We start from the raw sequence: 18,539 nt of genomic DNA on the forward strand, positions 1-18,539 counted from the left end.
TTTGTACATCGCATCTTTTTGCTTCAATCTAAGAGCGAACATCTAGGTAAAGATTCAATAACTAGACACCCATGTTTCTGCAACAATATAGGGCATTTATCTATTTAAGTTTTTTAGAAAACATCATTACCTCTCTTTAATGAAAGCGACTTATAAATGAGGTTGGATACATTACGTATATCGCTTGTATCTATTAGTTGAAATCTAGCGTTTTTATAAAATTGAACGTACGCTTGGTTACTATTAGAAGAGTAGCTCTGAGGGGAGGGGGCCTTTTAGGTTGCTGCAGTAAGTTAAGCTATTTCCAGTATTTTTTGCCTCCTTATAGCTATTGAAAGACTAATTGACGATGAAAACTGTGTTTCAATTCCTCGGCACATACCTTCCCAGTCAATATTTTGTAGACCAGTGCGAACGAGAATAGGCGAGTGAATATTGGAAATATAACCGTTTTGATCTGAACGGATTTTTTTTCCCAATTTATCGACGAGCTCAAGGTAATCATCGAGAAGAAAAGGGAGCCCCTTAAGTGCATTCCCACTACCTGAAAAAGGTTGTAAATACTGAGGTTGCTTTCCAATCTTAGCTGCAGCAACTCTTTTTTTGATACTAGTGAAATCAGATTGCTCTGGGGTTTGCGATAAACCTACACGCAACGGATTTAAATCAACATATGCCATACAGGCTGCCAGGGCAGCTTCATCAAGTAATGATTGAGATTTAAACCGACCCTCCCAAAAACGTCCGGTACATTCGTCTTCTTTGTTTGCTAAACGCGCAATAAACTCATTTAAAAGCCGCATAAACCAACTGATATCGTGCAACCTTTGGCGATATATATTTGCAGTTGCTATTACGGATTCTATTTGAGCGTCCGAAAGCAAGCTACGCTGTTTAGCTTGCATATATTGACGGGTTAAGTTTGTGCCTTTGTGAAGCGTATGCCATCGTTTCAATACTTCGTGAGTAGTCCACGATAAGGCTTCATCTCTGTCGACATGCAAAACGACGTGTGTGTGGTTGCTCATCACCGCATAGGCGCAAACATTAATAGCGAATATGCTGCCTAGTTTGATTAGCCTGGCTTCAACCCACTGACGGCGATGCTCGTAGCTCTTTTTGCTGTAATGGTCTTCACCACACAGGAACGCTCTGCGCACGCACCGCGAAATACAATGGTAGTAAGGGGTATCTTGTAAGCAGATGAGCGATTTTCGAGGGCGCGGCATAGCGTAAACTCTGTAATTTTATAAGTTTCACAATAGTGCCGTTTACATAAATATTAATATACTGAACTTGTGGCGGGTTTGTGTGGCTGTCCGAGCTTAAGTTGCTAGTGTAGGCGAGGCATCGAATATGAAATTCGGTGGGTGTCTAAGTTTTGCTTAAAGAAAGTGAATACAGCCTATCAATATAAAACAAAGAAGCCCCTAAAAGGGGCTTCTTTATGAGCTTATCTGCTACGAAATACTACTCCGCTAATGCATCGGGTTTAGGAGGAGTGGGGGCTTTTATGACAGGTGCGTTAGCAGCTGTGCCTGTTAATATTTCACTTTTGCCAGTAAGTAAGTCATCAAGTGTGCCACTTTCACTGTTCACCAAACCGACTTCACGGAGCATGGCGTCAACTACAGGTGCATTCGCTCGGTAACTTAAAGCTGCTTGTGTAACCTGGTCTGCTAAGCCGCTACCTGTAGCAACGGTTTGGCCACTACCAGATTGACCGTTCCCTTGACCGTAGCCTTGAAGAATTTTAATTCCTTCGATGTTCTCAAGAGGCTTAACTGCTTGGGCGATAAGCTCAGGTAAAACTTCCATCATAGCTAACGATTTTTGAAGTTCGATCTGTTCATCTTTAAGTGTATTTTCTGCTTCATAAAGTGCTTGTTTACCTGTGGCTTCTACGGAAAGCACTTTCTCGTCCGCTTCAGCTTGTAGCATTTTCGCATCAGCGCTGGCTTTTGCTTCCGTTAAAATGGCTTCAGCGGTATTCTCAGCAGCTTCTTTCTTCGCAGCCGCTTCTACAGTAATATTCACCGCATCACGTTCCGCTTCTTTTTGCGCATCAATGACTTCAATTTGCTTCTTACGTTCTGCGTCGGCCACCAATTTAGCAGTAATAACCGCTTCTTCTTTTTCTACTTTGGTTTTCTCAGCTTCAGCAGCTTTTGCGCGAGCCGCCGATTCTTCTTCCGATTTGTTAGCAACTGCAATTTGTTTTACTTGCTCGGCAACTTCAACTTCCTGCTGTTGACGAATACGAGCTTGCTCAAGGGCTTGGCTCTTTGCAATTTCTTGGGTTTCTATTTCGCGAGACTTTTCAATTTCAGCTGCTTCAATAGCACGATTTTTAGCAATTTCTGCTTCGCGCTCTTCACGCTCTTTCATTTCACGCTGTTTCGAGATTTCCGCTTTTTGCTCTTGGCGTTTAAATGCAAGGGTTTGTTCTTGCATCAAGCGAGCTTCTTCTTCATCGCGCTTTACTTCTAAAGACTGCTTTTCAGCAGCTAGGTTACGTTGTTCAATAAGAATACGGTTTTCTTGCTGAATATCATTGGTTTCTTTGCGTTTCTCTTCAATAATTTTAGCAAGACGAGCACGACCTTCAGCATCGAATGCGTTGTTTTCATTGAAAAATTCAAGGTCAGTTTGATCGAAGCCGGTTAAACTAACTGATTCCAGTTCCAAACCGTTCTTTTCTAAATCGTTAGCCACACTCTGTTGTACTTTTTGTACGAAATCGGCACGTTGCTCATGCATTTCGGTCATGGTCATCTCGGCTGCCACGGCGCGAAGCACGTCAACAAACTTAGACTCCATCAGTTTTTTAACTTCTTCAGCTCGGGTTGTACGCGTACCTAAAGTTTGCGCAGCCATAGAAATTCCGGCTGAATTAGGCGCTACGCGTAGGTAGAAGTCAGCTTTAACATCAACGCGCATTCTGTCTTTCGTTATAAGCGCATCTTTCTGCGTTTTTTCCACCTCTATCCGCAGTGTGTTCATATTGACTGGAATAATTTCATGTACAACAGGGAGCACAATCGCGCCACCATCTTTGATGACTTTTTCACCACCAAGCCCAGTTCGAACAAAGGCGGTTTCTTTGGTCGCTCGAGTGTACAGTTTGGCAAAAATAAGCCCAATAGTGATAAGGGCTACTACAATAATACCTGCAATAAATAGCAATGAAGGTAAGTTTGATGTTTGAAGGGTTTCCATACTCAGTCTCTTATTTATTATTGATAACGGGTGGCTAACCAGCTGTGGGTGGTTTTCTTAACAAGGATAATGCGCTCACCTTGTTTGAAGAGTTCATTGTCTTCAAAAGGTTCGACTAAAACATAGTGGGGCTGTGCATAATCATCGGTGAATTTAGCTTCAGCAGGATTTCCCTTCGATGCAATCCCAATAGTTATATGTGCTACCGCACCTATGAAGTCGTCGTTTTGAATAGCAGAAGTTTGAAATTTCGGAATAACAGCCGCAATTATCACACTGACTTTCGATGTGAGTAGGGTACCGACAATCGCGGAAAAAGGGAGCGTTACCCAAACGGGTAGGGTGATATTAGCGATAGATTGGGTGGCGAAATTAGTCACAAACCCAAGTAAACCGAAAATGGTTAAAAGCACCACCAGCCATATTAGTAGCGGGACTCTATCTAAATTGAGCCAGCTCCCAAAACTAAGAATAGAGCTACTTTCTACATCAATATTCGAGCTAGGCATATCGTCAAGCAAGCCAACCATGCTTATGCCAAAAACAAGCCCCACAATTTCTATAATAAATAGAATGGCTACCGTGGCTAACGCGATACTAAACCAAAAATTCGCATCGCTCAGCAAAATATCTAACATTTACACCGTCCCTGATGATGTTTTTATTAACCTTTTTATATCACATTCTGTTTATATATCCAGTGAAAAACGACCAAACTAGGGACAGTTTTATATGATAAACCTAAAGTTTAATGACGGTGACCTTCACCTATCGCATTCCCATTTTGGTCGTAAAATCCGCTAGCGCCTGCTTCTATAAACCCTTGATTTACCATATTGGTTAAAAATGGGTCGGTATGATCATCGCCAATGTCAGCATAATCGGTAGCTTTGTATTTATCTCGGCTTTCAAAAAATGCTTCTAAGTTTACATTGTCGTCAACTGAAACTAATGACCACTCTCGGGTAGTATTCTTTTCAATCACACGAAAATGTTGGATTAGTTTCAACTCAGGTAGCCAAGCGAGCGTCATATCCACTTTGCTATTTTGATAAGTTAAATACTCAATTTTCATACAACCTTTGCCTTCAGAACGCTCTAAAGTCATTTTGTTTAGCAAAGTATTGCTAATTAACTGATAACGAAATGAAAAATCTTTTTCTACTCGGCCGTGAATACTTTCGCCCGGCTGATATTCGATAGCGCGTTCGTGCTTATCAAAATAACGAACAGGCTTGATTAGCTTGTTTCGCACCATCGTCCAAGTTTCAGTAATGCCAACCTGTGGGTACTGATGAGCAACCGTATTGTTATAGCGTAAAAGCGAAATTTCCGTGCTATTACCGGGAGTGAATCCGCGGCGGGTAGTGACGGTATAGTCAGCTTTCAGGTTGCCCGCTTCAAGTTCGCATTTTGTGTGGGTGTCCAAATTATTCTTCGCCAGATTATTAGCATCCAGAATACTAGTTGTGTGGGTGTCCACCTTGCTGGAGTGGGTGTCCAAATCTGTGGTAACAGAGGTTGCGAGGCTAGGCGCTGCCGTTAGTAAGGCTGAAATAACATACGTGGCTAAAGCTAACGAGGGTAAAACTAGGTACTTCATGTATTTAAAACTCCGAAATAAGGGAGCGTGAACGCTCCCTTAGAACTGATGATAAACGTAATTTTTTATTCCACTACGGCGTCTGCTTGGGTAACGATGTCACCCGCGAAGTCCATAATATGGAAGATTACGCTTTGTTCGTTTGTGCCATTTACTAAGAAAGCGCCAGGGCCCTTAGCATGAATACTCACGTCTTCTCCTGAGTGAGTTTCTGAGCCCATAGGAACTAACGCTTCTTGGTGATAACCCGGGGTAGTAGTGTCGATATCAGTAAGGTCTTTGCGACCAGTATCGTACGCTGTAGCGTAACCCGCATCTGAATTGGTTTCGTCTCCAAGGTTTCTGAAGCCAAGACCATTGGTGTAACCCAACGTGGTATAGGGTGTACCATCAGACGCGGTAGCGGCTTCGTCAGCGCCAACATTTACCACTTTACCTAATATAGGATTACCACGTTTAGGGTAGCCTGCAATGGTAAACACATGGCCGTGGTCAGCAGTAACAATAATAAGTGTATCTTCATCGTTAGTCAGCTCGTCAGCCATAGCAACAGCGTCAGCAAAGGCTAAGGTGTCGTATAAAGCACCATAAGCATTACCAGCGTGGTGAGCATGGTCAATACGGCCCGATTCAACCATAAGGAAGAAGCCTTCATCGTTGTTATCAAGAATATTGATAGCCGCTTCAGTCATTTCTGCCACCGAAGGCTCACCAGCAATATCGTTGCCGCGATCAGCTTCATATTGCATGTGCGATTCATTAAACAAACCAAATACGCGTTCGGTCGTTTCAGTATCTAAGCCGTCAAAACCAGATTGGTCGACGATATAAACACCATTCTCATACATATCTTGCCATTCTGCGGTAAGGTCACGACCATCCGTTCTATCACCTTCAACTTCGCTTGCAGCATCTATACTATTAAATGCAGCATCGTTGGGAAGAAAGTGGCGGCGGCCGCCGCCCATGACTACTTCTAAGCCATCCACGTCTAAGCCTTCATAGTTAGCTTCTAAGTTGGCTTCGAAGTTTACTAGTTGATCGGCAATATCAGGGCAGCCAGCAGTAACCGCATCTTCAGGCATATCAGATACATCTTCCCAGTTACGATCGGCCGACTTGGCGTAGGTAGCGGCTGGCGTAGCATGAGTAATACGAGCAGTAGATATAATACCGGTAGATTTACCCGCTATTTCTGCAAGTTCTAATGCGGTTACGAGTTCGTTGCCAGCAACTGTACTGCATTCGCCTCGCTCAATATCTTCATCAACACCAATAACACCTACATCGGTTTTTACACCGCTAATCATGGCTGTCATGGTGCCAGCAGAGTCTGGGGTTTGTGCATCAACGTTATACGTTTTAGACAATCCAGAGAATGGGAATTTACCAAAGCTAAGCTGGTTTTCTTCGCCATCAAGCCCTTTCAATTGGCCATCTAGAATTCGTGCGGCTGTGATGGTTGAAATGCCCATGCCATCACCAACGAATAGAATCACGTTTTTCGCTTTACCGCGAAGGTCGGCTACCATAGCCTGTAATTCTTCATCGTCAGCTACTTGAGCTACTTCAATGTTAGCGTTAGATATGCTGGCTGAGGTGCCGGTAGCATCCATCCACACTTGCTTGTTGTTTTCCACTTCTGCACTGGCGGCTATAAACCAGTCGTTGTTTAAAGTAGTAAGTAGCTCACCGGTTGCAACTTCAGAGCTGCCTAGAGAACAAACGTAGCTTGTGTCGGTAATCTCGTCGCTACCTAAGGTGCCATCTGCATTGGTGTCTAGGCCAGAATCAAACTGTACACCGCTATTCGGGCAGTTGGTATCGCCTACTGCTAACGCTGTTTGCACGGTTAAGCTGTTAAGACCGTTTGAACCATCAACGCCTGCTGCGCCATCGTTTCCGTCATCGCCTTCAAGAGAGCAGGCGGTTAGGCCGGCAACTGCTAATGCAACAATACTCAATTTAAAAAGTTTCATTGTTCTTCTCCACTTATTCGTTTATCAGGCCAAGGGCTTGGTTGATTAGGTGGAAAACAACATTTTGTTCTATCACACCTTGTGCTAATTGACTTCCTGGTCCAGTTGCGTGTAATGCTATATCTTCACCAGAGTGTGTTTCAGATCCAAGTGGAATAAGTGCTTCTTGGTGATAACCGGCGGTAGTGGTATCTACATTGGTTAAGTTCATACGACCTGCCGCATTATCGTAGTTGTAACCTTCATCAGAATCGGTTTCTGTTCCAAGGTCACGAAAACCTAAGCCGTTGGTGTAACCTAATGTGGTATAAGGCGTGCCGTCAGACGCTGTAGCAGGTTCTTCTGCTCCAACATTAACCACTTTACCTAAAATGGGATTACCGCGTTTTGGGTAGCCTGCAATAGTAAATACATGGCCGTGATCAGCCGTTACTAAGATAAGTGTTTCAGATGGATCTGTGTTTTCATACGCGGCCATAACAGCGGCTTCAAACGCCAAAGTATCTGTAAGTGCACCGGCTGCATTGCCAGCATGGTGGGCATGGTCAATTCGGCCAGACTCAACCATTAAGAAGAAACCAGCGTCGTTGTTATCTAAGATGTTTACCGCAGCTTCGGTCATTTCAGCAATAGATGGCTCGCCCGCTACGTCATTGGCGCGGTCTGCTTCGTACTGCATGTGTGACTCGTTGAACAAAGCAAAAACCCGTTCAGTCGATTCAGTGTCTAAAGTGTCGAAGCCTGCTTGGTCAACAATATAAACACCATTTTCATACATCTGCTGCCATTCTGACGTAAGGTCTCGGTCGTCTGTACGATCGCCTTCTACTTCGCTAACTGCATCAGCGCTATTAAAAGACGCGTCTTTAGGTAAGAAGTGACGACGGCCACCGCCCATAACCACTTCAATACCGTCTACATCAACACCTGTATATCTGCCTTCTAGGAAGCTCTCAAAATTTACTAACTGATCGGCAATATCAATACAGCCAGCCGCAGCAGCCTCTTCTGGCATATCTGAAATATCTTCCCAGTTACGATCAGCTGATTTAGCGTAAGTGGCCGCAGGCGTAGCGTGTGTAATACGTGCAGTAGAGATAATACCGGTTGCTAACCCTTTAATTTCAGCAAGTTCAAGTGCAGTAATAACTTCATTGCCAGCAACGGTAGCGCATTCACCGCGTTCAATATCTTCGTCAACGCCAATAACACCCACATCCGTTTTTAGGCCCGACATCATCGCTGTCATCGTACCTGCTGAATCTGGAGTTTGTGCATCAACATTGTAGGTTTTAACCAACGCCGTGTGGGGGAAAGTTTCAAATGCCAAGTAACCTTCTTCGCCCAAACCGCCTTCAAGCTGCCCTTTGTGGATGCGCGCAGAAGTAAGCGTAGAAACCCCCATTCCGTCGCCTACAAACAAAATCACGTTTTTGGCTTTGAACTGGTTGTTTGTCACTAGTTTTTCAGTAAGTTTGCTTTGCGCATCTGAATACCATGCGTTATCTGTTTGGTGTTCGGGTAAAACAGCTGCTTGCAAACCAGATGAAGCAACCAGTGCAAGAGCACTAAGCTTCGTTTTCCAAGTACGATTCATCGTCGTTCCCTACATTGAATTTAAATTGTGATGGTCAGTTTTATTGTTAATTAGTACGCAAATCGACAAATGAAATTGATTCTCGTTATCATTTAAATGCGCTATTTTCAACGATATATCGTGAAAGTGACGTTTATTTGACAGATTTTTGAACGGGCTTTAACAAAGCAACTAATAGGTACAAAATTTAAGAAAAGGAGGGTAAGACTATTTGTAAGTTATCTTTACAAATTAGGGTGTTAGAAAAGCATGTTTAAAAGACAAATAATAAAATTAAATTTATGAAATTTTTAGTATGGCAGGAAGCTAAGTCTCAGATATCGCTACTTAAAAGTGTGATGTTGTAACATAACATTGGAGTGTGACACACACAATGTACTGCCTTGATCATACCAGTCACCTAACACGATTCTGGTAGCAGGTTTGCCATTGGCGGTAAGAGAATGAATGTTTGGGCGGTGTGTGTGTCCATGAATTAAGCGTTGAACATTGTGCTGCTCCATAACCTTAATCACTTCTGTGGGTGTCACATCCATAATGTCTGGCTTAAGGTGCTTTTGGTTCTCTTTACTTTCCGCTCGACCATTTCTTGCAACGCGGCGTCTGTACCATAAAGGCAAGGCTAGCATTAGCCTAGGCCACCACCAACCGCGAGATTTCTTTCTGAATTTTTGGTAAGCCACATCGTTAGTGCAAAGCTCGTCGCCGTGGGTGATAAGTGTGGGTGTCCCGTATAAGTCAATAACGGTGGGTTCGTTGATAAGTGTCATGCCCGCTTTATTTGTCCAGCCTTCGCGTATGGCAAAATCGCGATTGCCATGCATGAAATAGATAGGCACATGTTGGCTTAAAGTCTTGAATGCCTCTGCAATAGCGGTATTAAATGGGGTAACGTCATCATCGCCTATCCATACTTCAAATAAATCGCCCAGCACATATAAGGCATCGGCTTCCTTTGCATCGCTTTCTAAAAATTGCATTAGGCACGCTGTGATGTCAGGTCGATCTGCACTTAGGTGTAAATCGGCAATGAAGTAGGTAAATGACATAGAAATGGACAACTTTGAAAGGCGTTTGGAAAAAAGAGGCCGCTTTGAATGAGTACGGCCTTTGCTTAAGATGTAGCGATAGTGAGCATTTAAGGTTTGAAATGCTCACTTAACAGCACTAAGCGACAACCGCTTTTTCAATAACAACTGGCTCAACAGGTACATCTTGGTGATAACCGCTTGAACCGGTTTTAACGCTTTTAATTTTCTCAACTACGTCCATACCGTCGGTAACTTTACCGAATGCGCAGTAGCCCCAGCCATTCACTGATTCGCTAGTATGGTTAAGGAAGCTGTTATTACCCACGTTAATGAAGAACTGCGCAGTTGCTGAATGCGGATCGTTAGTACGTGCCATCGCAATAGTACCAATTTCGTTAGCAACGCCGTTGTTTGCTTCATTTTCAATAGTATCTTTGGTGTCTTTCTGATCCATATCTGCAGTGAAACCACCACCTTGAATCATGAAACCGTCAATTACACGGTGAAAAATAGTGTCATCGTAAAAACCTTCTTTAACATAAGCTAGAAAGTTCTCTACAGTTTTAGGGGCTTTGTCTTCAAATAATTCTAGGGTGATATCACCAAAGTTTGTTTTGAGAGTAACCATTTCTTCGTGTCCTGCCTTTAAATAAGTAAATACTTGGTAATATTACCGCATAACCAGCCATGCGGGGAAGTAGCGATGCTAAAAAGCATCGCAAAATCTTACCATTTGGCAACATACAGTGCTAAACTTTGCGGCCATTTTGATACTTAGGAATTCACTTTATGCTACACCTTTACAATACCCGTACCCGTGACAAGGCGAAATTCGTGCCGCTTCAAGAAGGGAAGGTGGGCTTGTATGTGTGTGGTATTACCGTGTACGACCTAAGCCATATGGGGCATGCTCGCACTTACCTTAGCTTTGATATCTTAGTTCGATACCTGCGTCATTTAGGTTTTGATGTGAAGTACGTTCGTAATATCACAGATATTGACGACAAAATTATTGCCCGTGCTAATGAAAACGGAGAAACCTTCGAAGCGTTAACTAAGCGCACCATTGGCATGATGCATGAAGACTTTGCTGCTATCAATTTACTTGAGCCAGACGTAGAGCCAACCGTTAGCGGCCATATGGATGAGATCATCGATATTATTAAGATATTGATGGATAAAGGCTTTGCATATCAGGCCTCAAATGGCGATGTATTATTTGATGTAAGCAAATTCCCTGAATATGGCAAGTTGAGTAAGCAAGACTTAGATCAGCTTCAATCTGGGTCCCGTGTTGAAGTGGCATTGGATAAAAACGACCCACTGGATTTTGTATTATGGAAGCCCGCTAAAGCCGGTGAGCCTGCATGGCAATCGCCGTGGGGTGAAGGCCGCCCTGGCTGGCACATTGAATGTTCTGCCATGAACAAAAAGCATTTGGGAGCACATTTTGATATTCACGGAGGAGGTTCTGATCTTACGTTCCCGCACCATGAGAACGAAGTGGCGCAGTCATGCTGTGCATTTGATACACCGTACGTAAACGTATGGATGCACGCTGGCATGGTGCAAGTAGACGACGAGAAAATGTCTAAGTCGTTAGGTAACTTTTTTACCCTTCGTGACGTATTACAAGAGCACGATGCTGAAACCTTGCGCTTCTTCTTAATGTCGGCACATTACCGTAGCCAGCTAAGTTACTCGCAAGATAACATTACCCAAGCAAAAGCGGCATTAGAGCGTTTATACACTGCGCTTCGTGGTGTATCAATAGATGAATCTACCGACCTTAGCTACGGCGGTTATTTAGCGCGCTTTGAAGCTGCCATGAATGACGATTTAAACGTACCTGAAGCATTTTCAGTATTGTTTGATGTGGCGCGTGAAATAAACCGTAATAAAGATAATGCCGAAGAAGCGAGTAAATTAGCGGCGGTACTTAAAGGTTTAGGTGCTATTTTGGGCATGCTGCAAAGCGACCCAGATGCTTACCTTAAAGGCGGTAGCGAAAACGATGATGAAGCCGCTGAGATTGAAGCGCTGATAAAACAGCGTAACGATGCGCGTGCAGCTAAAGATTGGGCAGCAGCAGATGCTGCGAGAGATGCACTTAACGCTAAGAATATAGTGTTAGAAGATGGGCCTGCAGGTACGACTTGGCGCAGAGGCTAGGTGCTCAAAACAAAAAAGGGCTTAGCTGACATCATCGGCTAAGCCCTGATTATCAAAAAACATTCGCTTAAAAACGCTTTTCAATACCAACTTCAAATCTACGTTGTGCACCATACCAACAGTTATTCGTGTCGTAACATGCACCAACATACTCTTTGTCGGTCAAGTTACTTACACTGCCTGTTAGTTTTAAATCGTACTCTGGCATGTCGTAAGACAATACCGCATCAACCAAGGTGTAAGAAGGCACAGTGTCGGTGTTGTACTTATCTGCTTGTGTTTCACCCACGTAGCGAACACCTGCACCTAGCATTAAGCCGTCTAGCGCATCATCGAAGAAGTAGTTCGCCCATACTGATGCACTTTCTTCTGCAACCCAAACTGGCGTTTTACCTACTACGTCTGGGTCCAATGTGTCTTCAGTTACTTCTAAATCTAACAAAGTAGCATTTGCTTGCAGTGAAAGGGCGTTGGTTACTTTAGTAGAAAGCTCTAGTTCAACACCTTTCGATTCAACTTCACCATTTTGCGTATATTGCGCAAAGTCTGACGTATTGACCACTACATTTTGTTTCGTCAGTACGAAGTACGCACCGGTAAACGTGGTTGCGCCATCACCGCTAATATACTTGGTTCCCACTTCAACTTGGTCAGCTGTAGTAGGTTTGAAAGCTTCGCCAGTAACTGAGTCGGTACCTGAAACTGGTTCGAAAGATTCAGCGTAGTTCGCATACATGCGCCAGCCTGAGTCAAACGTGTACATAGCGGCTACACGGCCTGAAAACTCATTTTGGTCAATTTCTGTGGTGCTGCCGTACTCAAAACCCGCATATACATTCTCTGCCACATCAGTGCTTTCAAATTGATCATATCGACCATTTAGCAAGAACGTGAAATTATCGATACGTATTTCATCTTGAAGATAAAAACCAATTTGCTCAATGTCGATAACGTGATCTTCTTGGTAGAAGTCGAGTGGTAGAGAATCTACATCGAACAAGTCATTATCGATATTGCTTAAATCTAGTACTGGCGTGTCGGTAGTTAATGTATCTCGATACGCAACGGTTGAGTCGGAATTTTGGTAATCGACACCGAACAATAGGTTGTGTGCCACATCACCGATTTGAACAAACCCAGCCACCTGCGTATCAACAGTCACACCGTCAATTTCTTCATCGGTAAGGTATGCTGAACGAGTTAGGTAAATATCGTCTGTAGGCGTACCTGAGTGATAGGTATTTTGTTGCAGGGCGTCAGCATCGGTATAGCGAAACTTTTGTAACACTGACCAGTTATCATTAAATTCATGGTTCAGTTTATAGCCAAGCATAAGTACTTCGCGAGAATAGCTGTTCCAGTTTTCATCACCTGCATAAACGCTGGCGTCAAGCTTTCCATAAGGTGCTTCGTAAAGGGTACCAACGCCTGGAAGTGGGGTAGAGGGCACCATTTGAGGGTCGTCTTGATAATAGGCAGATAAGGTAAGCTCCGTTGCCTTGCTAAGATCAATGGTAACTGAAGGCGCAATGGTATAACGCTCGTTTTCAGTAGTGTCCTGAAATCCATCTTGTTTTCTACCTAGTGCCACAACACGATAGCGCGCGTTGTCGGTAAGTTGGCCGGTAGTATCTACACCAAGCTCAAATAAGTTATCTGAACCTACCGCTGCACGAATTAAGGTTTCGTTTTCGTCTTTAGGGTATTTGGCAACTTGGTTAATCATGCCGCCAGGAGGAACGAGGCCATAAAGCGATGACGCAGGGCCTTTTAATATTTCTAAAGATTCTGTTGCGAAAGAATCAACTTGCGGATAAAGGTTCCAGCTGTTGTTACTTAAAAGAGGTAAGCCATCGTAAAAGGTTTGGTAGGTATCGAAGCCACGAATGGTAAATTGGTCAAAAATAGTGATGGTTGGGCGACTTTCAGTCGTTACTCCAGAGCTATAGCGCAAGGCTTCTGATACCGTTTGTGCTTGGCGCAATTGTAAAAGCTCTTGATCGATAACACTGATACTGACAGGCGAATCGATAGGGCGCAAAGAAGACTTAGTGGCCGTACTTCTGTACGACTGCATAGGGTTAACTTCAATGTGCTCAAGGCTTTCATCTTCTTGTTCTTGTGCAACTGGTGATGTAGCTACCGCTACCGCTATCGCTAATGCGGTTAAGGAAGGGTAAAACCAACCTTTACGACCGTTCGACATTCTTTATTTCCTCAAAATGTAAGACTAACAACCATTGGTATTGGTCAGAAGTCTACCATATGAGTATTGAAATAATAATAGTTATCATTAAGTTTTAATTTTTTGAGCGTGTACCTACAAGTTCTTCTCTATTGTTGTTTCTTCTGAAGGTTCTGTTACTGGCATTGTAGATTCCTTTTTAGCGAGCTCTGATTTCCAGCGCTGCTGTGCAATGTGTCCTTTCATCAATTCTAAGCATTCATTTACCACCTGTAATACTTCCTTATCTAAAGCATCGGCTGTAGGGGTGTAATCGTGCATACCCACTGAGATGAAATGGTCGATGCGCTCAGCATCTAAATCAGACAATAAGTTTACCAGCGACATGGTGACAATATCAGTTACTGATTCTTCCAGCGTGTTCTCAATTGTTTTACCAATTATGGGTAAGTAATTAAGCGTAGACACCTGAGAGTTTCCGCGCACCGCTTTGCCTACACTTTTGCGAACATGTTCACGTATCACTTCGCCATGTTCATCGTTACTTATAGATTGCCCTAAGTGATTAATAACACCCGCCATCCATTGGGTAATAACAGGGCGGCGTGGTGCAAGGACTTGCTCGGTAATCTCATCTACCAAGGGAGAGCCTGCGGCAATGTCTTTTTGTGCATCGCTCAATACTTTTACCACAATTCTGTCGCTGAGCTCTTCAACAAATACATCGTAATAGAAGGCGAAGAACCGAAATATGGCGGTGCGGTTTAAATCAATAATTTGATATTTGTGCAGCCGGTGCAAAATTGAAAATATGCGTAGGAAGCGGAACAGCCGCGTAGCCCCAAGAGGAATTAGCCCGACTAAATCGTACCAATGTAGAAAAGGGAAAAAATACCAACGCAGGTGCTCTTTGCGCACGATGGCAACAATCCACCTAAAACAAAACTCAGTAAGAAAAATGCCAATGAAGACTAAATCAACCAACAAGAAGTTGTGGTGAATGGGGTCGTAAGCGTTAATTAAAGCGGGGAAGAAGGCATCTATTTGAGAATAGATAAAATCGGTAGCGTACAAGGCATCGAAAATTAGCCATGCTAGGTTTAAAAATAAAATACCCAGCATGACTAAATCTAAGATTAACCAGGGCGTTTCATGACTGTTACGTAAATTGTCCCGGTTAATCCTTAGCATTGCTCTTATCCTTTGCTATTTAGCCTGTGCTATTTAATCTAGTGACGTCTACAAACAGCTTTAGCTTCTGGCCCGGCTGTAAGTAACGCGATGTATTAATGTTATTCCATTTGCCAATATTACTGATGCTGACATTGAATTTACTCGCTATGCGCGACAGGGAATCACCGTTTCTAACCGTATAGGTTACGCGTTTGGTTATAGCATCTGCGTTTTTTGAGTTGCTTTTGTTATTCTGCCAAACCACTAATTTGTTCCCAAGACGGAGCATGTCGCCAGGCGCCATATTGTTCCAACTCGCTAGTTTTTTAGTCGTAACACCATATTTACGCGCAATATCCCATAACGTATCACCTGAGCGAATAGTATGGGTAACTTTATATGCACCGTGCTTTTTGTTTTGCACACTGGCTAAACGCTGGCCTTGTGATAGGTCGTAATTGTCTAGGGCTTTCAAAGCCACAGGTACCATAATAGGTTGGCCAATACGAATAACGTTAGAGTTAAGCTCGTTAACTTGCTTAATCACTTTCACAGTGGTGTGATATTTATTCGCAAGTTTCCCTAAGCTATCACCTGGCTTCACCGTATGACGTACCCAATTCAATCGGTCGGTACGATCAATTTTAGCAAGCGCATCACTAAAGTCAGCGGCTTTGGTTAACGGTAACACTAATCTATGCGGGCCCTCTGGAGCAGTAGCCCAGCGGTTAAAGCCAGGGTTCAATGCATGTAACTCTTTAAGCGTCATGCCCGCAAGGTCGGCAGCAAAGGCCAAATCTACCTGTGAACCAATATCAACCACTTCGATAACGGCGACGTTTTCAACTTCAGGCCATGCAAAAGCATATTCATCACGATGTTTTAAAATGTCTGCCAATGCTAATAATTTCGGTACATACGCACGGGTTTCACGAGGTAAGTTTAACGACCAAAAATCGGTAGGCTTACCGGCTTTTTTATTTGCGCGAATGGCTTTAGATACACGACCTTCGCCACTGTTATACGCCGCTAGAGCATGTAGCCAATCGCCATCGAACATGTTCGATAAATAGGTTAGGTAATCTAAAGCACCTTTGGTGGACGCTATAACGTCACGACGCCCATCGTACCACCAGGTTTGCTCCATTCCGAAACGCTTGCCCGTACCGGGAATAAATTGCCACATACCAGCGGCTCGGCCATGAGAGTAGGCAAAAGGGTCGAAAGCACTTTCAACAATGGGCAATAACACCAATTCCATTGGCATATCACGCTTCTCTATTTCGTCAACAATGTAATAGAGAAACGGCTTGGCACGAGTAACCACACGTTTCATGTACTCTGGATGCTTTAAATACCAGTTTTTTTGTACATCAACGCGACGATCATCAGGAATATATAAATTAAGCCCGTCACTTACTCGCTGCCATACATTGGTAATAATGGCTTCGGTTTCTACTGAAGGGTCGTCAATAAGTTCCTCTGCTTCCGACAGCAGATTATCTTTAGGGTGCACTACATCAATAACGCCTTCGCGCGCTATTTCACAGTCTTCAATTGCTTCTGGTGTGTCGTGTAATGTGTTGCAAGGTTCAGTAGCGCCTTCAACATTTTGTACATTCACCACGTCTTCTTGTATTTGTTCTTCGGTGATTTGGCACCCACTTAGCCCTAACGCTAATAAAACGGGTGACAAAACAAACAACTTCAACTGCATGTAGAAGGGACCTCTCGAATACCTGCAAACCGCACATTCTACCTTCAGTGCGTTAGTTTTGCATTAAAACTCATCTTTCCAGCGCCGAACTGCAGCAAATACCGCTACATCGTCGCCCATGTTTTTTTCGCAATAAGCTTCGGCAGCAGTTTGTACAGAAAGTTCATGAGAACGTAAGAAAGGGTTAATTTGTTTTTGTTCAGCCAAATTTGAGGGTAGGGTTGGCATACCCATTTCTCGCTTTTTATCTACCCAAGATGAATAGTTTTGAAGGTTTTGATTTTCTGGTTCTACTTCTAAAGCAAAGCGTACGTTCGATTGAGTATATTCGTGAGTACAGTAAACCAGAGTGTTGTCGGGCAAGCGCTTCAGCTTGTTCAGCGAGTGCAACATTTGTTCAGGCGAACCTTCGAACAACCGACCACAACCTGCTGAAAATAAGGTATCGCCACAAAACAAAACGTTATGGCCAAAAAACGCAATATGATCGAGCGTATGACCGGGCACTTCCATTACTTGGAATTCTAAATCTAATACTGGAAGCTGTAAGGTATCGCCTTGCGAAACGGATTTAGTGATGCCACGAATATGACCCCCTCTTGGGCCAATAACGGGAAGGCCTGGGTTTGCTGAGACTAATTTGGCAATGCCACCCGTATGGTCATGATGGTGATGGGTTATTAATACGGCCGCTAAATGTAAATTTTCACTTTTTAAAAACGAGAGTACGGGCTCTGCATCGCCTGGGTCGACAACGATCGCTTGTTCGTTATTGTGAATACACCAGATGTAATTGTCGCTAAATGCTTCTATTGGAAAAATTGAAATGCCGTGAGGAAGAACGTTAGTCGTCATTGTGCACCTGCTTGTGTAGGTATAATTATGCGATACTATAAGAACTTGTTGTACACAGAGCAACCTTAAGGCACGCTTAGCAACTATGAGATCAGCATTTCATTCCCAAGCCCCTCGTTATCCTGAAGACTGGACCGACTTTCCAGCAGGAGAGCAAATTAAGCAAGCCATCACGCAGGTGTGCGACGACTACACCCAACGCATTTTTGGGTATCACTTCGTGAAACTCGGCAGTTTAAGTGCGCAAATACCGTTGAAGCAAAGCCCTATACGCAACATTATTAGCCAAGTGCCATTTAGTGCTATGCATTTAGAGCACGATGAAATAAGTGAAAGTGCGAATAATAGTGGTGAGCGGACAGAAAGCGTTGATAGTTCAGCAAGCCCCAAAATAGTAGGACAGTCACATCAGCTGCCATTTTCTGAAAACAGCATAGATGGCTTTTTACTAGCCAATGAATTGGACTTTGCGCAAGACCCTCACGAAATTTTACGGGAAGTAGACCGAGTTATTACTCAAAGTGGTTACGTTATTATTAGCGGGTTCAACCCGTTGAGTTTAGCCGGCATCGCCAAGTACTTACCGGTCAAGCGCGACAATAAACTGCATGACGCTCGTTTTTTTACCTCATATCGCATTAAAGATTGGTTGCAGCTGTTGGGCTTTGAAATTGTAGAACAGCGCCAAATTATGTTTTCTACATTGTTTTTTGAACAGCGGTGGGGTTACGCGAAAAACATTCAGCAATACCTTTCCACTTACTTCCCGTGGTGCAGTGCCGTTTACGTAATACTGGCCAGAAAGCGAGTAATGCCTATGACGGCTATTCGGCCAAAACTTCAACTAAAACGCCAGTTCTCTCCTGTCGGTGCCGCCAGCGCCAGAACTTCTTCATACAATAAAGCCAAAAGCTGAGACACCCACAGTTTTGGTCTAAGCCGAAACTTGGACACCCACAGTTTAGCTAACCGAACCTAACCATGGACACCCACGATATTTCTGGGTGC

Annotated in this window: 14 protein-coding genes; 2 read left to right on the forward strand and 12 right to left on the reverse strand. The window is 43.6% G+C overall.

Features of this window, described 5'->3' with window-relative positions; all coding sequences use genetic code 11:
- Positions 1-293: 293 nt before the first annotated feature.
- From C7Y69_RS00630 to C7Y69_RS00665, 8 genes are all read right to left on the reverse strand, one after another.
- Positions 294-1,229 carry a transposase gene (locus C7Y69_RS00630; RefSeq protein WP_126871471.1) on the reverse strand — a complete coding sequence of 312 codons (936 nt, stop codon included), beginning with the start codon at positions 1,227-1,229 and terminating at the stop codon, positions 294-296.
- Between the two features lie 241 nt (positions 1,230-1,470).
- Positions 1,471-3,219, reverse strand: a complete 1,749-nt coding sequence (locus C7Y69_RS00635; RefSeq protein WP_126871472.1) for a flotillin family protein — start codon at positions 3,217-3,219, stop codon at positions 1,471-1,473.
- Between the two features lie 17 nt (positions 3,220-3,236).
- Positions 3,237-3,857, reverse strand: coding sequence for an OB-fold-containig protein (locus tag C7Y69_RS00640; protein WP_126871473.1), 621 nt, complete (start codon positions 3,855-3,857; stop codon positions 3,237-3,239).
- A gap of 110 nt (positions 3,858-3,967) precedes the next feature.
- A complete protein-coding gene (locus C7Y69_RS00645; RefSeq protein ID WP_126871474.1) occupies positions 3,968-4,822 on the reverse strand; it encodes a hypothetical protein in 855 nt (284 codons plus the stop codon).
- A 65-nt stretch (positions 4,823-4,887) separates the two neighbouring features.
- The gene (locus tag C7Y69_RS00650) at positions 4,888-6,801 is read right to left on the reverse strand and encodes an alkaline phosphatase (protein ID WP_126871475.1); all 1,914 of its coding nucleotides are present in this window, start codon (positions 6,799-6,801) and stop codon (positions 4,888-4,890) included.
- Positions 6,802-6,814: 13 nt separating this feature from the next.
- The gene (locus C7Y69_RS00655) at positions 6,815-8,398 is read right to left on the reverse strand and encodes an alkaline phosphatase (RefSeq protein ID WP_126871476.1); all 1,584 of its coding nucleotides are present in this window, start codon (positions 8,396-8,398) and stop codon (positions 6,815-6,817) included.
- A gap of 323 nt (positions 8,399-8,721) precedes the next feature.
- On the reverse strand, positions 8,722-9,447 hold the full coding sequence (lpxH, locus tag C7Y69_RS00660; RefSeq protein ID WP_126871477.1) for a UDP-2,3-diacylglucosamine diphosphatase: 726 nt from the start codon (positions 9,445-9,447) through the stop codon (positions 8,722-8,724).
- Between the two features lie 118 nt (positions 9,448-9,565).
- On the reverse strand, positions 9,566-10,057 hold the full coding sequence (locus C7Y69_RS00665; protein WP_013783527.1) for a peptidylprolyl isomerase: 492 nt from the start codon (positions 10,055-10,057) through the stop codon (positions 9,566-9,568).
- A gap of 161 nt (positions 10,058-10,218) precedes the next feature.
- Between C7Y69_RS00665 and cysS the strand changes: the two genes are divergently transcribed.
- Positions 10,219-11,601: a cysteine--tRNA ligase gene (cysS, locus tag C7Y69_RS00670; protein ID WP_126871478.1), complete on the forward strand. Its 1,383-nt coding sequence runs from the start codon at positions 10,219-10,221 to the stop codon at positions 11,599-11,601.
- Positions 11,602-11,668: 67 nt separating this feature from the next.
- Here the strand turns inward: cysS and C7Y69_RS00675 are convergent, their stop codons facing one another.
- The 4 genes from C7Y69_RS00675 to gloB all read right to left on the reverse strand — a co-directional run bounded on the left by C7Y69_RS00675 (position 11,669) and on the right by gloB (position 17,531).
- Positions 11,669-13,807 (reverse strand): TonB-dependent siderophore receptor, encoded by a 2,139-nt coding sequence (locus C7Y69_RS00675; RefSeq protein WP_126871479.1) that lies wholly within the window; start codon positions 13,805-13,807, stop codon positions 11,669-11,671.
- Between the two features lie 114 nt (positions 13,808-13,921).
- The gene (locus tag C7Y69_RS00680; RefSeq protein WP_126871480.1) at positions 13,922-14,977 is read right to left on the reverse strand and encodes an ion transporter; all 1,056 of its coding nucleotides are present in this window, start codon (positions 14,975-14,977) and stop codon (positions 13,922-13,924) included.
- Between the two features lie 19 nt (positions 14,978-14,996).
- Positions 14,997-16,676, reverse strand: a complete 1,680-nt coding sequence (locus tag C7Y69_RS00685; protein ID WP_013783531.1) for a LysM peptidoglycan-binding domain-containing protein — start codon at positions 16,674-16,676, stop codon at positions 14,997-14,999.
- 63 nt (positions 16,677-16,739) lie between these two features.
- Positions 16,740-17,531 carry a hydroxyacylglutathione hydrolase gene (gene gloB, locus C7Y69_RS00690; protein WP_013783532.1) on the reverse strand — a complete coding sequence of 264 codons (792 nt, stop codon included), beginning with the start codon at positions 17,529-17,531 and terminating at the stop codon, positions 16,740-16,742.
- Positions 17,532-17,616: 85 nt separating this feature from the next.
- On the opposite strand from gloB, the gene C7Y69_RS00695 reads away from it, so the two are divergent.
- Positions 17,617-18,447: a class I SAM-dependent methyltransferase gene (locus C7Y69_RS00695; RefSeq protein WP_013783533.1), complete on the forward strand. Its 831-nt coding sequence runs from the start codon at positions 17,617-17,619 to the stop codon at positions 18,445-18,447.
- Positions 18,448-18,539 lie beyond the last annotated feature (92 nt).

This window comes from Alteromonas sp. KS69, assembly GCF_003989595.1.
Taxonomy (GTDB): domain Bacteria; phylum Pseudomonadota; class Gammaproteobacteria; order Enterobacterales; family Alteromonadaceae; genus Alteromonas; species Alteromonas naphthalenivorans.